The sequence below is a fragment of the Myroides sp. LJL119 genome, assembly GCF_054871605.1.
Window position 1 is genome coordinate 231384 of the sequence record NZ_JBTXLO010000001.1, and the last position, 17675, is coordinate 249058.

The window sequence follows — 17675 nt, forward strand, 5'->3', positions numbered from 1 at the left end:
TAAAATATAGTATAGATACAATTAATATCTGTATTTTTGCTAGTAAATAACAAATACAATTTATCCTAGATACTATAGTAAAACTAACTAGAGTACCGCAGTTTTGACTCGGTAAATTTCCAGTTAGGCAATTAAGAATTTAAAATAGACTCAAATGAAAAGAATCTTAGTGTTGTGTTTGATGTTCGCATCAATAATCTCTGCAAAAGCGCAAGAACAAGTAACATCAGACTCCTCGGTGGATATCGAGCTACAAGATAAGGGTGGAAAAAAAGAAAAAAGAAATAACAAAAAAGTAAATAAACCAGATACAAAGCTAAAATACACAAAGATTAAAGAGATATTAGATAATGCAGATAATCTAAAATTAAATACTTTCCAAAAGTCAGCTTTAAATATTAAAAATGAATATATCAAAAGAGATATGCAAAAGTTAAACAGTAATACAGTTACTTCGGATTACGAGAAGAAAACTATTTTACATGATTTATCGGAGTCATATGGCTTATATATCCAAAAAATATTAACTCCTGAACAAATAAAGGAATTTACAATTGTCCAAACTCAAGATGTATCTGAACCGGTTATAGATAAGCATACTTTAAGAGAGAAATTACGCAATTTAGATAAGCAGTATCAACAAGAAGTTCGAAGCATTAGAGCTAGATACAAAGGGGATAAATCCATTTACTACGCACAAAGAAAAATTGCTCAGAAATCATATGAATACGAAAGATATCAAATCTTAGAAGCTTTCTCTAATTTAGATAAAGACCAATTAGATGACACACAAGATGAATACGTAATGTCTTTAGAGGAAATTGCCAATATCTATAAAGCATATGATGATTATTATACAAAAGAGAAACAAACAAATCCTCTTGACTTCTTAGAAATTTCAGAAGAATATCCAGATCAACAAGAAGAGTATTTAGATGTTTATCCAGATGAGATGTAAAATAAACAATAACGATATAAAGAAAAAGGAGATTTTATAATCTCCTTTTTTTATTCCAAAAATTACAACTAATATCCTATTAGGGTGAAAATGTCCGAATAAAACAAAAAAACAAGTATATTACTCCTTTATAAAATTATTAATTTTAACGACCTTTGTGCAAATTAAAATTATATGTCATACATCAATAAAGTTTTATCTGGCACTTGCCCAAATTGTGGTGAAGAAAAATTATTCTACGACAAGGGAAACTCTTTTACATTTCGCATGCCAAAAATGACTAAAAATTGTTCTAAATGTGGATATAATTTCCACCGAGAGACTGGTTTTTACTTTGGCGCCATGTATGTGAGCTATGCAATAACAGTTGCTGAAATGGTCGCAGTTATTGTTCTTCGTTTTATTGCAAATTATCTATTTGATCTTAACATCACTATGGCTCAGACCTTTATAGCTATAGTCATTACTTTGTTTGCTCTGTGGACTTTTAACTATAGAGTGTCTCGTATAATCTGGTTAAATTTGTTTTATAAAAAAGAGTAAATTTCGTTAGGTTTATTAAATAAACTTTCTTTATATTTGCACCACTTCAAACAAACACGGGTGTAGTTCAAGGGTAGAATAGCGGTCTCCAAAACCGTTGATGGGGGTTCGAATCCCTCCACCCGTGCAGCACAAAAAAGGCTTTCCAAATTGGAAAGCCTTTTTTTATTCTTGATGCTTTTTTTGAAATTCTTTAGGAGTTAAACCTACTTGTTTTTTAAACACTTTTGAAAAATAAGAGTAGTCTTCATATCCTAAATCACTTGCAATTTCAGACAGACCCTTTTCACAATGAATAAGCTCCCTTTTAGCCTCCAATATCAATCGTTCTAAAATAAGATCCGTAGTGGTTTTATTAATTAGATTTCTACAAATTCGATTTAAATGCTTTTGGGTCATATTCATTTGTTGAGCATACTGTGCGGCAAACTTGAATTTTCTAAAATATTTTTCTAGTAAATTTTCAAATTCGATAAAATGATTGTAATACACACTATTTGAAGCCTCTTTATAATCATTGCCTTGTAATACAATTCGATTGGTAGTTATATAAAAAATGCTTAATAAATTAACGATCATCAATTGATCCTTATACTGCCTATTGCTAACCTCCTTTATCATACTTGTAAATAAGTGTACAAGTTCATTAGTTTGGTTTTGGTCACATAAAATCATACAACTACCAAACAAAGAACTAAACACAGGATATTCTCGAATGCTTTGTCTTGAGTAAAACATATCCATAAAATCTTGTGTATGAAAAAATATGTAACCATCTATATCATTTGAAAGCGTCCAACTATGGGTCTGACCAGGTGCTAACATAAAAACACTTCCTGGTTGAATCTCATACTTGGTAAAGTCAATTTCGTGCACACCACTACCTTTTGTAAAAATCACACAAACATAAAAATTATGTTTATGTGGCTTTTCAATATGCGCATGATTGGTAACCAAGTGAGCTGGTATGGTATCAGCATAAAACCCCGCACCTAAAAAATCTTTGGCAAGGTCATCTAGATTTAAAACAATTATATCACTCATTATCACTAAGGTCTTGAAAAGGGTAAATATACTAACTTATTCGGCTTTGTTTATTAACTAAATCCATGGTTTATAGTTTAATGAAAAGTGTTATCTTTAACCAATAAATATATCCAAAGCATGAAATTTAAAATTTTTTCTGTATTAAGTCTAATGATATTTATTAGTTCATGTACGCAAAACAGGCCAAACAATAATTTAAGTAATTTGGAAAAGAGTTCTGCTAGAGAAGTTTCCCTAAGTTCTGTAGTTAAAGGAGATAGTATCTACCATATCACCAAGCAAGTTATTTGGGCCAACGATCAGATAATCTCTCAAAAAACCGATACAATAATTACCCCTGCCAAAATTTCCGATTGGAATCAATCTGAACCGACCTCTTTAATTAATGTACCTATTTACGTAACTGTTCAATAAAATGAGTATGAAAAAAAGAAGTAGTAAAACAGTATCTTTAGTCCTTATTACAGCAACTCTTGTGGCTTGCTCTAGAACTACTCCAGAACAAGACCAACAAATACAACGCGTTTATATGCGAGCAGATCAAAGCGCCCCTTACACAGAGGTAACCGAACAATACCAGCAACAAAGGCAAGCAGGTGGATCGGGAATGGGAATGGGAAGTGCTTTATTGTGGTACATGGCCTTTAGACCATTAATGGGAGGAACAGCAATGGGGTATGCTAGTGCAGGACTATCCCATCAAAGCAATGTAGGAACTAATATGAAAAAAGATGCAGCTGCAAAAACTGTACAACGTGGTGGATTTGGTAGTACAGCCAAAAGCTCCACTGCTTCGTCATAAAATGATACTATGGAAATAAAAAAACTTACCCCCCAAGATAATTGGCAAACTGAATTAGAAGAGCTCGGTTTTGGATACCATACAGATAATGGCATTCCATATTGGATTGAAAACTATTATTATAGTATCACAGAGGATTTTGCAAACGAAATCTTTCGCGCAACAGATCAACTCTGGACTATGTCCTTAGATGCTGTACAATACGTTATTGATAATAACTTATTTCATCAATTTCAAATTCCCTTGTTTATTGTTGATCACATTAAATATTCTTGGGAAAACGAAACACCTAGTATTTACGGAAGATTTGATTTAGCCTTTGATAAAAATACCCAAAAATTAAAACTACTAGAATTTAATGCCGACACGCCAACCTCCCTATTTGAAACAGGAGTTGTACAATGGCATTGGAAAGAAAAATATTTTAAGGATAAAGTAGATCAATTTAATTCTGTCCATGAGTTATTAATACAACATTGGAGAGAGATTAAAGCTTACTTAAAAAGTGACACCCTGCATTTTAGTTGCATGCGAGAAACATTGGAAGATTTAACCACTGTGGAATATTTAAGGGACTGTGCCATACAAGCCGGTATCAAAACAAAATTAATTTATGTAGATGATATTGGTTGGGATTCAGATAATTTTGTGGATTTAGAGAACCAAGTAATAACGGACATTTTCAAGCTTTATCCATGGGAATGGTTAGCTTACGAGCCGTTTGCATTACATATACCAAATGACCTAGCTCGAGCCAATTGGATCGAACCTTCGTGGAAAATGATACTTTCAAACAAAGCGCTTTTACCTATACTTTGGAAATTATATCCAGATCACCCTTTACTGTTAGAGGCCTATTTTGATACCCCCATGCAGATGAAAGATTATGTAAAAAAACCTCTTTTATCTAGAGAAGGAGCAAATATAACACTATATAAAGACTCTAAAATTGTAGAAGCTACAAAAGGAGATTATGGACAAGAAGGATATGTTTGCCAAAAACTTGCGACACCCTTAAAACAAGAAACCGGTTACCCAATTATAGGTAGTTGGGTTATAGGAAACGAGCCGTGCGGACTAACTTTTAGAGAAAGCGATAGTCTAATTACTACCGACAAAAGTAGATTTATTCCACATATTATTGAATAACAAACAGCCGATTAATTATTTAATCGGTTTTAATTTTTTTTATGACACCTGACTTCCTCTACGACCAAATATTTGAAAGCCAAACATTTCCAAATCAAGGTATTTGCTTTAAAGAATTTGAAAATTGTAAATTTATAAACTGTGATTTTACAATGTGCTCCTTTTTATCTACCATCTTTATAGATTGTGAATTTATCGGTTGTAATTTTAAAGATGCACAGATTAACTATGTGGCTTTTCGAACCTGTGATTTTTTTGAATGTAATTTCACACGAGTAAATTTTGCGATGATTGACCAAACTATATTTGAATTTAACTTCAATAATTGCAATCTAGAATTTACACAGTTTTATAACCTAAAATTAAAAAACATTTCCTTTATTAATTGTAGTTTAATAAGTGCTGATTTTATGGAATGTGACTTAACCCAAGCCACTTTTGATAATTGCAACTTACACCGAGCAGTTTTCACTAAAGCAAATGCACAAGCAGCAGATTTTTATTCCTCTTACAACTATGATATTGATCCTAGTTCAACTAAGCTAAAAAAAGCTGTTTTTAGTAAATCTGGATTGGAAGGACTACTTGGCAAACATCAATTAATTATCAAATAGACAACTAAAAATTAAATTATGTGACTAATTTTTATTAAATTACATTAATAATCGAGCCTAAAAGACACTACAATGAAACTTTCTAAAAAAAGAATTACTTTATTGGTAATAACAGCAGTGGCTTTAATAGTTTACTTCTTCGGACAAGCCATGTTAAATATGTACTTAAGGCATGAACTCCCAAGTATTATAGCTCAAAAAAACGATTCTCAATATAACCTTTCTTATGAAAAGGTAACCTTCACTATTTTACTAGGTGAACTCTCGTTGAACAAAGTGGAGATCACTGCAAAAAACCAACATGAATCCGACTCAGTCACTAGGTTTAATGCCTATATTGATAAGATTTCCATATCCGGGGTAGATTACTGGGAATTAATAAAAAAACACAATTTAAAAGCTGATAAAATTAGTCTGGTTAGTCCAAGTTTTCAAGTAGATAAAGCTAAGACCGATTTATTGGGGGAAAAGAAAACATTAAAATTAACCAATAGTATAAATATAAATAAAATTGTAGTGGCTAACGCACATGTGAAAATCACAGATGTTAATCACAAAAATCCCTTAATTGAGGTTTTTAATTTTCACGCAAAAATTAACCAAGTTCAATTCTCTGAGCAGACCAAAAACAAACCTATCCCTTTCACTTATAAAGATTATTTACTATCTAGTGATTCCGTATCTGCTAATTTGAATCAAAATTTAAAGCTTCATCTAGGGCCTATAAATATTACTCCTACAGATTTTGATTTAGCTTATGCTAAAATACGTCCCATATATCCAGATGATCGTGGTAATATAAATACAAATATTGTCAAGTTGGACATGCCAGGGTTAAAATTATCCAATACTGATTGGGGCTATGATAAGGATGAAAATTTTTACCTTAAAATTGATAAAATTATAAGTGACTCTGCTAGAGTCGACATTGTGAGCAAAAAAGTTAATAACACTCAAAATAAACTGAACCACGCAGATAATACTCTACCTAGCTTGGTACCATTTAATTTAGCTATTAATCAAATTGCGATCAAAAATCTTAATTTTAACTCACTAGACACTTGGCAAACCAAAGGAACAACAATTTTAATTAATCAGATAAATAACACACGAAATAAAAACCTACATATAAACTCTTTACATCTAAAAGATGCCCAAATCACCCATTACCCTAAAACTGATTTTAATGCCCCTAGTGTTCGCTTAAAACAAATTTCAGATCATATAAACATTGATTCTTTTGCTATCAGTAATGCTTCTTTTTTCTTGAAGCATACCAATTTAGCACAAAATACACTTGAGATAAGACAAATCAATTCTTTGATGCAAAACATCACAATTGACCCGAAAACCACTTTAGAAAAAGTTCCCTTTACTTTTACAAAAAATAATCTTACTACCAAAAAACTACATTACAATACCAACGACACCTATGATCTTTATGCTGATAATTTGGAGCTTGATTTACAGAAAGTAAAATTAACCAACTTAATAATGAAGCCTAAGTTTACCCGTGCAAAGATTGTTAGTATGAACAAAACTGCCGTAGATATTTATAACTTACAGGCCAATCTTATCGTTTTAGAAAACTATAAATGGTACTTTGATCAAAAAGGAGTATTTAATCTAACAAGTAGCCTACTGAGTTTAGATAGGGTTAATGCCAATATATACAGAGATAAAACCCCACCACACGATACTACCTATAAACCACTTTTTAGCGCCGACTTACGAAAACTAAATTTTGGATTAAATATTGAAAACGTAAAAATATTACGTTCCAATTTAGAATATGAAGAATATGATGCTAATGCAGTTGCCCCGGGTAAACTAACTTTTTCAAGTTTTTATGCCAATATTGATAATGTATCTAGTGCCTATTCACATACAAGTTTACCAAACACCCAAATACATGTTAATGCACAATTTATGAATGCAGCACCATTGGTTGTGGATTGGAATTTTAATGTATTGGATACCCAGGATAATTTTAATATTAAAGGCAACATAAAAAACTTTAATACAGATGCCATGCAGCCATTTCTTCAGCCTTATATTAAGGCCTCCACACAAGGTAATATAGATTTAGTAGAATTTAATTTCTCTGGAAATAATACATCGGCTACAGGATATTTCGGCATGAATTATAAGGATTTAAAAGTAACTCTATACCAAAAAGATGGTAAGGTGAAAAGAAAATTCCTATCGGCTATAGGCAATCTATTTATAAGGAAAAACACCCATGGACAGACAAAAACAGTTGAAATTAAACCTGTGAAACGAAGTCAAGAAAAATCTTTTTTCAATTACCTTTGGCTTTGTGTTCTTCAAGGACTTAAGCAAACTATTTTATAACAATAACTATGAAAACGATTTTAATTACCGGAGCCACCTCGGGTATAGGAAAAGCGACTGCTAAATTACTAGCACCGAGTTGCCGATTAATTCTTTGTGGAAGAAAGTCCACAAAATTACAAGAAATTCAAATGGAATTATCCGCTATTACTCAAGTAAAAACTCTTTGTTTTGATGTAAGCGATAAACAAGAGGTCTTCAAACAAATAGCCCAGCTTGACCCTACTTGGCAAAATATAGATGTACTTGTAAACAACGCTGGTAACGCACATGGACTTGCTAGTTTTCAGCAAGCAGAACTACAAGACTTGGAAGATATGATAGACATCAATGTCAAGGGGCTCATTTATGTTACAAAAGCTGTATTACCTTATATTTTAAAGAGTGAAAATGGACATATTATAAATATTTCCTCCACAGCCGGTAAACAAACCTATGGTAATGCCGCGGTATACTGTGCCTCTAAAGCTGCGGTAGAAGCACTCTCACAAGGGCTGCGTATAGATCTACTTAATCAAGGAGTTAAAGTTACCAATATTGCACCTGGGGCCGTTCATACGGACTTCTCTTTAGTTAGATTCAAAGGAGACCAACAAAAAGCCGAGCAAGTATATCAAGGTTTTGATCCTTTACTGGCTATAGACATAGCCAAAGCCATTGAATATGCTATTGAACAACCAAAACACGTGCAAATAGCTGACATGACAATACTACCCAAGGCACAGGCCAACTCGTTTCTGATTCAAAAGAATAATTTATAATACTTTTTTGTTTAAATCTCCCTTTATATGACCTTAAAAAACATCCTGTTTTTACTTATTTGCTTAATGGGATTAACTGTCAAAAGTAACAATAACATTATTATAAATAGAGTACAAACCTACATGCATAATAAAATAGAAACAGATACCATTTTTATTAACTTAAAAGATGACCCTGAATTTCAATTTAAAAATAATTTGCACTGGTTTGAAGACACTACTTTAGCTTTATTTGGTATAAAAACCAATGATGGCAGGCTATTTATAGAGCCTATGTTTTCTCAAATAGAATCTTTTGTCGATGGTATTTCAATAGTCACTTTTGATAATCTACAAGGAGCTATAAATAATCAAGGACAAATAATAATTCCTTTTCAATATGAAGAATTACAGACAAGCTCTGAAAAAAGAATAGCTTTTTATGAAATGGGACTCTGGGGATTTTTTGATCATACTGGTCAAAGAGTAATTGAAGCTAGTTATGAATTTGTAGGACCCTTTAATCAGGGATTAGCATTGGCCTCTAAGAATCAACTATTTGGTTATATTAATCCATATGGTGTCACCATTATTCCTTTTCAATATGACTATGCAAGTAATTTTGAAGACGGACAGGCTCAGGTACAAATTAAATCTTCTTCGTTTACTATTGATAAAAATGGTAGAAAAATAGGAGATTAAAACATTTCCAAATAATTATATGCTTGGAAAATTACTTTTCCAAGCATATAACTTCAACCTTCTTAAGCAATCATTATAAGATGTTTAAGATATTTTAAAAACCATATTTAAAAGCTAACACTTTAAATATTCCCTCTTATTAAAACGTATTATATTTCACTCCTAAAGTGAACCAAGCCTTAGGCAAAGGTACAATCCCAGCTTCAATAAAAGTAGTACTAGTGAAATTTTGCACATCTAAATAAATCTGATATTGCTTTTGATTATAACTCAGCTTTAGATTATTATCCCAATAACTTTTATAACTAAATCGCTCCTTAAACTGGCCTGTTACCATAAGACTCCACTGGCGCCAATTCATCCCTACTTGGGCAATAAATTGATGCTTTAATCCATCTAAAATATATTTTGATTCCCAATTGGCTCTATCACTTTTAATTCTAGGATCTAAATACGTGTATGACGTAACAAAATTCCAAGTAATTTGATTACTATGAATTTGATAGCCAAGCATGGCATTTAATCCAAAAGTTTTATTACTGGCCGAATTAAAAGGTTGGTAAGCAGTATGAGCATCTGGCCTAACCCAATCTATAAAATCACTAATATTTCTATAAAACCCAAAAAAAGACCCCTGAATAGCACCATTGTTATACTTAGCTCCTATTTCAGCTTGGTAGGCTTTTTCTGTACCTAAATCAGGATTTCCGATATTTCCAGGGAGTTGGTTCAAGTGCAAATCTGTAAAAGTGGGAAGCCTTGTGGCCGAACCTAAATTCATTACCAAACGCAAATCAGAATTAACCAAATAATCAACATCTACTCCTGGATAAAACTGCCAGCCAAAATAATTATTGTAATTTGCATAGGAGCCTAAATTCACCTCTAACACTCGCCATAAATAGGTACTATACTGAGCAAACAAACCATAATTATTCTTATGGTGATCTCCCATATTAGTAGAATTAAGTTGATCATAGCCCAATTGAGCACCTAAATTCAAACTACTACCATTATCAAAAACATATTCACCATGAATATTTGCCTGCCCACTTGTAGTATAATGTCTACTTCGACCTGCATTTAAATTATCTTTATAAAATCTATAATCATCATAATTATAACGAAGAGCTAAACTTGGAAATATAGTAAGTCGAGTAGATAATTTATTTTTGGCTTTTACATGTACAACACTAGTTTGAATAACTTCTTGTGACTCCTTATCTCCAGGCCATGCGTAAAAGCCATTTGCACCAAATTTACTTTGGGCATAGCCGGTTAATACTTGTAACGAATTTTGATTGTTTAATTTAATATTTCCTTGATAGAAAAATTTAAACTGATTAAAGTCTGTATTATAACGACTTCCATTACCACTTTGATAATTACCAAACAACAAATGATTTGACTCTCCACTAGCTATATTACCTCCTAATTCTAAAGAACGATTATTATAAAGTTCTTTTGATTGCGATTCCTCCACATTTGTAAAATTACTACCAACTAAAGCCGAAGCAAAAAGCCCTGAACTTCTAAATTGCTTTGTTACAATATTAACAACCCCTGTTAAACTATTAGCTCCGTATAATCTTGCTGCAGGACCTTTAATAACCTCTATTCGTTCTACTAAATCAAGGGAAATAGGTATATTTAAACTATTGTGCCCGGTTTGTGCATCGGAAATACTTTGCCCATTTATCAAAATAATATTTTGATCAAATCCACCTCCATCTATACTAAGGTCACTTTGACTAGAAAAAGGTCCGCGACTTCTAATATCTACCCCTGAAATATAAGACAAGGCTTGAGCAACTGATGTAACTGGAAGAGCTTTTATTTGCTGTTGATTCAAAACACTTACATTTCTGTTTTTTAACCCAGAGTGAACATCTAATTGTGGCTGATAAATAAAAATTTCAGTCAACTGCTCTTTTTCAGAGCTCTGTTGAGCCTTCACCATCAGACCAAAAGATAAAAAACTAATAATCCCTATTACTAGGCGAAAAGATTTACGTGAGAACATATATATTATTTTTTTTTCTTATCAAAAAGATATAGGCGCCATACCCTAACAAGAAATTCCAGGCAAAAGTAGTAGCATTAAACAACACTACAATAGTCCAAATCTAAAAAACCCTCTAGTCCAGATTAATAGTAATTTGGAGGCTTTTATCAAAATTTTATGTGTAAATTTATAGTATAACACATTTTTAGTCTGCCAAATAAAAATTATGAAATACCTTTTGTTAATTATTAGTCTTATTATAATGAGTGTTTCTTGCCAACGAGCAAAACCTCAACCTATGCAAATAGTATATAAAAGTCAGGATACCCTAAGACTAGAGCCAATAACATCTCTAACTACGCCTTTACACATTGATTCGCTGTTACTCAAAGATAAAAGTAATAGCACAAAAGAATTCTATCAATTAAATAACTATCAAACAGCTTGGCTTGAAAAAGAAAACCGCTTGGAGTTATTACAAACCTTACAAGAGATTCACTACGATGGAATTAACCCCAAATATTTTGAATTAAATAAGATAAAAGATCTAGTGGAGAATTGGGAAAACTCCACAGATTCATTAAAAATACAAGCAGATATAACTTTTACAAGAGCGTTTGAACAATTAACACAAGTATTGTTCAATGGCATTTTAGACCCTAGAAAAATTTATAACGATTGGGATTTAGAATATCACCAAATTAATACGGCTAAAACTCTTATCTTAGTTTTAGATAATAATGCTGTTAGCCAAGCATTTGATTCTATTCGCCCTGTTCATCCACAGTATCATCGCTATAGAGAGAAACTAAAGCAATATTACACCAAGCAAACCGACTCTTTAAAACCCATAGATACTTTAATGGTTGTCAACCAAAATTACGATGCCTTACTTGCAATAAAATCACACATGAAATTTTTAAGCATCCTACCCGACACCTTATCTATAGATACCAACTACAGCCCCGGTTTTGATCAATTTTTACGGGATTTTCAAATCCAAAACAAAATCACTCCAAGCAATACTATTAATTCAAATACATTAGCAGTTTTAGATAAACAAAGACAATCCCTATACCAAAAGCTGATGGTGAATCTAGAAAGGTTTAGATGGTTTCCAAGACGATATGGTAAGGATTATATTTTAGTAAACATTCCAGATTTCACACTAGTAAGTGTAATGGGAAAAGATACTATACAAAAACATAATGTAATTGTAGGAACTCCTTCACGAAAAACACCAATACTAAGCTCAACTCTAACCACTTTAGTTCTAAATCCAACTTGGACTGTGCCTCCAACAATTCTAAAAAACGATATAGTTCCAAAGGCCAAACGAAATCCAGGCTATTTTGCATCACAAAATTTCACCATCTATCAAAACTCAACTGGAAAAACAGTTACCCCTGAGCAGTGGGATCCAAATAAATACAATTCTTATAGATATGTACAAAAAGGCGGGAAAGGAAATACCCTAGGACGAATAAAGTTTATGTTTTTAAACAACCATTCGGTGTATCTTCACGATACACCGAATAAGAACAATTTCAATAAGCAATTCAGAGACATAAGCTCTGGATGTGTAAGGGTTCAAGATCCGTTTGAACTAGCAGAGTTTATTTTACAAGTACAGGACAATGATTTAAATAAACAAGACATTGACAAGATAATAGCCTCGGAAAAAACAACTAATATTTCCGTTCAAAAAAACCCAATTGGCGTGTATCTTTTATATTGGACTTTAAATTTAAATGAAGATTTATCTTTTGAAAATATCCAGGACATTTATAAATATGACACCAACCTTTTTACTAAATTAACCAACTAACTACACATACTTACTATGTGCATGATAACTAGAATCAGTATGATAAATAAAAAGGCATGAATCGTTTTTAATCAAGTCTATTAGTTGTTTATTTACCTCTACCGGAACAGCAGGACAACCATAACTACGACCTAACCTTCCTTGGAGATCAATTAATTTCTTGGAAGCATATTTGGCTCCATGTACAACGATTGCTCTTGATCTCGCATTATCATTGATTCCTTGTTCAAGTCCATCTAAACGCATAGAAAGTCCATTTATACCATGATAAACCTCAGCTGTCTTATAAAATCCTAAGCTACTCATATGTGAATTAACACGATTAGAAAAAACATTTGCAAACTCCTCTCCTGTTTTTTGTCCATGGGCTACGTAAGATTGTAACACTATTTCCATGTTATCCATATCAATAACCCATAGCCTTTGCTTGGTTGAAGATACACTAAAGTCAAGAATTGTTAACTTATTATTTTTTATAATTCCTTTTTCCTTTAAGTTTAAATAACCCTTTACAGCAATTTGAAAAACATGTTGATCAGGGGTTTGAAAATCATTAACTTGTAAAGAATTATACATTTCCAAAGCAACATCCTCCGGCTTGTAACTCTCTTTATTTGAACTTAAGGTCTTAGAGGATTCTTTTAATAATTCCTTTTCTAACTCCGGTGTCCAATCAACCTTGTTATGTTCATAAGAAGCCTTTATAGATATGCTTGTCAGTATCAAAGCTAAAACAGCAAATCCCATAATCCCTTTTTTCATTACATTCTTATTTTTAAGTAGTTAGAATAATTATTAAAAATGTAAAAATAGATAAAAAAACCGGACTGCCTTTTATTTTACAAAAAAATTGACTTTTAACTCTCTCATTTTAACATTATTATAAATTAAATCGCTTTTAAATCCAGATTCTACTTATTTGTTAGCTACAAACAATAATTTTCTACTAGATTGATCAAATACCAATCATAAATAATGGAATTTTAATTAAGTATCACTAATTTTGAGCACACACACTAAATTATATCTAATAGGCTATGAATAAGAAAGTAATCTTAATGATCTTAGATGGTTGGGGACAAACACAAGACCCTAAAGTTTCTGCAATCGAGTTTGCCAATACCCCATTTATTGACTCCTTATACACTAAATATCCAAATACTTATGTATTAACAGATGGATTAAACGTTGGGTTGCCAGAAGGACAAATGGGTAATTCTGAAGTGGGGCACATGAATTTAGGTGCTGGTAGAATTGTCTACCAGGACTTAGTGAAAATCAACATGGCCGTACAAAACAACACTATTACCAATGAACCAGCTTTGCAACAAGCATTTGCTTATGCAAAAAAGAATAATAAAAAGGTGCACTTCTTAGGTCTATTATCCGATGGAGGAGTTCATTCTCATGAAAATCACCTTTATGGATTAATTCAAGGAGCATATGAACAAGGAGTTGATAATCTATTTGTACATGCCTTTACCGATGGTAGAGATGTAGACCCTAAATCAGGTCTAGCGCACATAGAAAAACTACAAGACACCATTAAAGGAAAAGCAAAACTTGCCTCTGTTATTGGTAGATATTATGCCATGGATAGAGATAAAAGATGGGAAAGAGTAGCCAAGGCTTATCACTTACTTGTAAATGGACAAGGAGTAAAATCTACAAATGCATGCTTATCAATTCAAAATAGTTATCAAAACAACATAACTGATGAGTTTTTAGAACCAATTGTAATGGTTGATCAACAGCAAAAACCTGTGGCCTTAATAGAACCTGAGGATGTGGTTATCTTTTTTAATTTCCGTACAGATAGGGGGCGTGAATTAACCCAGGTACTAACCCAAGTGGATTTTCCGGAATATCATATGAAAAAACTCGATTTATATTATGTAACCCTAACTAATTATGATCCTACTTTTTCAAATATTCATGTAGTTTACAATAAAGAAAATATTTCAAATACTTTAGGAGAGGTTTTACAGGCCAATAATAAAAAACAACTTCGAATAGCAGAAACAGAAAAGTATCCACATGTTACTTTCTTTTTCTCTGGAGGAAGAGAGCTTCCTTTTGAAAATGAAACTCGTATTTTATGCCCCTCTCCAAAGGTTGCTACCTATGATTTAAAACCAGAGATGAGCGCTTTTGAATTAAAAGATGCCCTTATTACAGAACTAAACAAAAAGCAAGTTGACTTTGTATGTTTAAACTTTGCCAATGGAGATATGGTAGGACACACCGGGGTAATGCAAGCGGCTATTCAGGCTTGTCAAGCTGTGGATCAATGTGTTGAACAAGTAGTTAATGTTGCATTAGATAATAATTACACAACTATTATTTTGGCCGATCATGGAAATTGTGAAACAATGATTAATCCAGATGGTACACCAAACACAGCACACACAACCAATCCTGTTCCTATTATTATAGTGGACAAGCAAATAAAGCATATCCACCCAGGTGTATTAGGAGATATAGCTCCAACAATTCTAAAATTAATGGGGATTGAACAGCCTCTAGAAATGACTGGGAAATCACTAATTTAATCCACAAAAAAATCAAACTAATTAGTCTTAAAAAACGGTACAGGATTAAAAGTACCTATTAAAAATAATAAAAGCTCTAGAAATTAAATTTCAAAATAGAGCTTTTATTGTTTTTAAATATTATTTTATACTTTGAAGGTAGGTTTGTAAAATACTTTGGCGATGATCCGGGTGAGCAATACTAGAAAGAAGATGAGCTCTTTGAATTAAATTCTTCCCTCTTAAATCAGCAACGCCATATTCTGTAACAACATATTGCACATGTGCTCTAGAGGTAACAACTCCTGCACCTTGTTTTAAAAATGGTACAATCTTACTTTCCCCTTTCTTTGTCGTACTAGTCATGGCAATAATAGCCTTACCCCCTTTACTAAGAGTGGCACCTCGGACAAAATCTACCTGACCACCAACACCAGAATAAATTCTAGGTCCAATAGAATCAGCACAAATTTGCCCCGTTAGATCAATTTCCACAGCAGAGTTAATAGCAATTACCTTCGGGTTTTGTTTAATAATACTAGGGTCATTAGTATAAGAACATTCCTTTAGTAAAAAAAGTGGGTTATTGTCCATATAATCATATAATCTTTGTGAGCCAACAGCAAAAGTAGCTACAGCTTTACCTTTATCGATGGACTTTTGACTTCCATTTAAAGCACCAGCCTCAATTAGGTCTATTACTCCATCGGAAAACATCTCGGTATGTAATCCTAGATTTTTATGATTACGAAGTTTTTGCAAAACTACTTCCGGGATTGTACCTATCCCCATTTGTAATGTACTCCCATTCTCAATCATTTTTGCAATATGATCCCCGATAAGTTCCTCTTGCTCACTAGCTGCGCTGACTACAAACTCTTCCAATAGTGGCGTGTTGTGTTCAACCAAACAAGTTATTTGCGAAATATGAAGGCAGCTATCTCCAAAGGTACGAGGCATAAACTTATTTACTTGTGCTATAACTGTCTTCGCATTTCGAATAGCAGCCAAGGTACTCTCCACTGAGGTTCCCAAAGAAACATATCCATGTTGATCCATACTGGAGACTTGGATTAAAGCCACATCAAGATGCAAAATCTGATTATCAAACAACCCTGGCATATCTTGTAAAAAAGCGGGTATATAGGATCCATTTCCTTGTTTAATGGTATGACGTACATTAGCCCCAGTAAAAAGAGAGTTTACTTTAAAACTATCCTTGTACTTTATATCAGCATAAAGAGCATCACCCAAGGTGTGAATATGGTAAAACTCGACATCTTTTAACTCCCTTGCTCTTTGTGTAATTGCCTCAAGAATAAAGTTCGGTGTACAAGCAATCCCATGAACATAAATACGGTCCCCCGAATTTATAAGACTAGCCGCTTGGCTAGCAGTAACATATGTCATTTGAAAACGATTAATCTGATGATATAATTAATTATCTATGGTTGTTATTTAACAAAAAGTAAAATTACACTTTTACCATAGAATAGACAACCAAAAAACTATTAGTAATCATTTTTTTCATTGAATCTAAAGACGTAATTTTGTCAGACTTAAAATTATAAGGTATGATAATTCCAAAAACTCTAGAAGAAATTGAGTTAATCAGACAAAGTGCACTATTGGTTTCTAAAACTTTAGGTATGATTGCTACAGAAATAAAGCCAGGTGTATCTACTCTAGATTTAGATAAAAAAGCAGAAGAATTCATCAGAGACCATGGAGCTGTTCCTGGTTTTAAAGGTTTATATGGATGTCCTTCTACTTTATTGACAAGTGTTAATGATCAAATTGTACATGGACTACCTACAAATCGCCCCATTGAAGAAGGAGATATCGTTTCGGTAGATTGTGGTGCATTAATGAATGAATTTTATGGAGATCACGCCTATACTTTTGAAGTTGGTGAGGTTTCTGAAGAAACGAAAAAATTACTACAAGTAACCAAAGAATCTTTATATGTTGGTATCCGCGAGTTTGTTTTAGGAAACCGAGTAGAAGATGTTGGAAGTGCTATTCAGCGTTATTGTGAAGCCCAGGGTTATACAGTGGTACGTGAATTAGTAGGTCATGGACTTGGGCGTAAAATGCATGAAGATCCAGAGATGCCTAATTACGGAAAAAAAGGTAGAGGCAAAAAGTTTATCGAAGGACAGGTAGTTGCCATTGAGCCAATGATAAATTTAGGAACTAGAAACATTAAACAACTAAGCGACGGGTGGACAATTGTTACAAGAGATGGAAAACCATCAGCGCACTTTGAACATGATGTAGCTTTAATTAATGGAAAACCTGAACTTTTATCTACCTTCCAATATATTTATCAAGCTTTAGGCATTCACAGCACGGAAGAGGATGAATTTAGAGCTAATCCATTAGTTTTATAACTTATTAG

16 protein-coding genes and 1 tRNA gene are annotated in these 17675 nt (G+C 32.7%); 13 read left to right on the forward strand and 4 right to left on the reverse strand.

Features of this window, described 5'->3' with window-relative positions:
* Positions 1-154: 154 nt before the first annotated feature.
* From ACYSNV_RS01005 to ACYSNV_RS01015, 3 genes are all read left to right on the forward strand, one after another.
* Entirely contained in the window at positions 155-958 is an 804-nt protein-coding gene (locus tag ACYSNV_RS01005; RefSeq protein ID WP_461760700.1) for a hypothetical protein, read from the forward strand.
* A gap of 174 nt (positions 959-1132) precedes the next feature.
* Positions 1133-1501 (forward strand): DUF983 domain-containing protein, encoded by a 369-nt coding sequence (locus tag ACYSNV_RS01010; RefSeq protein WP_461760701.1) that lies wholly within the window; start codon positions 1133-1135, stop codon positions 1499-1501.
* A gap of 56 nt (positions 1502-1557) precedes the next feature.
* Positions 1558-1628 (forward strand) — tRNA-Trp (locus tag ACYSNV_RS01015).
* A 38-nt stretch (positions 1629-1666) separates the two neighbouring features.
* On the opposite strand, the gene ACYSNV_RS01020 is transcribed toward ACYSNV_RS01015, so the two are convergent.
* Positions 1667-2545, reverse strand: a complete 879-nt coding sequence (locus tag ACYSNV_RS01020) for an AraC family transcriptional regulator (protein ID WP_461760702.1) — start codon at positions 2543-2545, stop codon at positions 1667-1669.
* Between the two features lie 120 nt (positions 2546-2665).
* Between ACYSNV_RS01020 and ACYSNV_RS01025 the strand changes: the two genes are divergently transcribed.
* The 7 genes from ACYSNV_RS01025 (at position 2666) to ACYSNV_RS01055 (ending at position 8910) form a co-directional block, all read left to right on the forward strand.
* Positions 2666-2962, forward strand: coding sequence for a hypothetical protein (locus tag ACYSNV_RS01025; RefSeq protein WP_461760703.1), 297 nt, complete (start codon positions 2666-2668; stop codon positions 2960-2962).
* Between the two features lie 7 nt (positions 2963-2969).
* Positions 2970-3350, forward strand: a complete 381-nt coding sequence (locus tag ACYSNV_RS01030; protein WP_461760704.1) for a hypothetical protein — start codon at positions 2970-2972, stop codon at positions 3348-3350.
* Between the two features lie 9 nt (positions 3351-3359).
* On the forward strand, positions 3360-4499 hold the full coding sequence (locus ACYSNV_RS01035; RefSeq protein WP_461760705.1) for a glutathionylspermidine synthase family protein: 1140 nt from the start codon (positions 3360-3362) through the stop codon (positions 4497-4499).
* Positions 4500-4540: 41 nt separating this feature from the next.
* Positions 4541-5113 carry a pentapeptide repeat-containing protein gene (locus ACYSNV_RS01040; RefSeq protein WP_461760706.1) on the forward strand — a complete coding sequence of 191 codons (573 nt, stop codon included), beginning with the start codon at positions 4541-4543 and terminating at the stop codon, positions 5111-5113.
* A 72-nt stretch (positions 5114-5185) separates the two neighbouring features.
* Complete coding sequence (locus ACYSNV_RS01045; protein ID WP_461760707.1) at positions 5186-7468, forward strand: AsmA family protein; 2283 nt, start codon at positions 5186-5188, stop codon at positions 7466-7468.
* 8 nt (positions 7469-7476) lie between these two features.
* Complete coding sequence (locus ACYSNV_RS01050; protein WP_461760708.1) at positions 7477-8229, forward strand: SDR family NAD(P)-dependent oxidoreductase; 753 nt, start codon at positions 7477-7479, stop codon at positions 8227-8229.
* A 123-nt stretch (positions 8230-8352) separates the two neighbouring features.
* Positions 8353-8910 (forward strand): WG repeat-containing protein, encoded by a 558-nt coding sequence (locus ACYSNV_RS01055; RefSeq protein WP_461760709.1) that lies wholly within the window; start codon positions 8353-8355, stop codon positions 8908-8910.
* A 139-nt stretch (positions 8911-9049) separates the two neighbouring features.
* Here ACYSNV_RS01055 and ACYSNV_RS01060 read toward each other — a convergent pair whose 3' ends face one another.
* The gene (locus ACYSNV_RS01060; RefSeq protein WP_461760710.1) at positions 9050-10933 is read right to left on the reverse strand and encodes a TonB-dependent receptor plug domain-containing protein; all 1884 of its coding nucleotides are present in this window, start codon (positions 10931-10933) and stop codon (positions 9050-9052) included.
* A 280-nt stretch (positions 10934-11213) separates the two neighbouring features.
* On the opposite strand from ACYSNV_RS01060, the gene ACYSNV_RS01065 reads away from it, so the two are divergent.
* Entirely contained in the window at positions 11214-12743 is a 1530-nt protein-coding gene (locus ACYSNV_RS01065; protein ID WP_461760711.1) for a L,D-transpeptidase family protein, read from the forward strand.
* Here the strand turns inward: ACYSNV_RS01065 and ACYSNV_RS01070 are convergent, their stop codons facing one another.
* A complete protein-coding gene (locus ACYSNV_RS01070; RefSeq protein ID WP_461760712.1) occupies positions 12744-13505 on the reverse strand; it encodes a murein L,D-transpeptidase catalytic domain family protein in 762 nt (253 codons plus the stop codon). It abuts the gene before it with no gap.
* Between the two features lie 275 nt (positions 13506-13780).
* Here ACYSNV_RS01070 and gpmI point away from each other — a divergent pair, with 275 nt between their 5' ends.
* Positions 13781-15295 carry a 2,3-bisphosphoglycerate-independent phosphoglycerate mutase gene (gene gpmI / locus ACYSNV_RS01075; RefSeq protein WP_461760713.1) on the forward strand — a complete coding sequence of 505 codons (1515 nt, stop codon included), beginning with the start codon at positions 13781-13783 and terminating at the stop codon, positions 15293-15295.
* 120 nt (positions 15296-15415) lie between these two features.
* Here gpmI and ACYSNV_RS01080 read toward each other — a convergent pair whose 3' ends face one another.
* Positions 15416-16684 (reverse strand): acetyl-CoA hydrolase/transferase family protein, encoded by a 1269-nt coding sequence (locus ACYSNV_RS01080; protein ID WP_461760714.1) that lies wholly within the window; start codon positions 16682-16684, stop codon positions 15416-15418.
* A 164-nt stretch (positions 16685-16848) separates the two neighbouring features.
* On the opposite strand from ACYSNV_RS01080, the gene map reads away from it, so the two are divergent.
* On the forward strand, positions 16849-17667 hold the full coding sequence (gene map / locus ACYSNV_RS01085; RefSeq protein WP_461760715.1) for a type I methionyl aminopeptidase: 819 nt from the start codon (positions 16849-16851) through the stop codon (positions 17665-17667).
* Positions 17668-17675 lie beyond the last annotated feature (8 nt).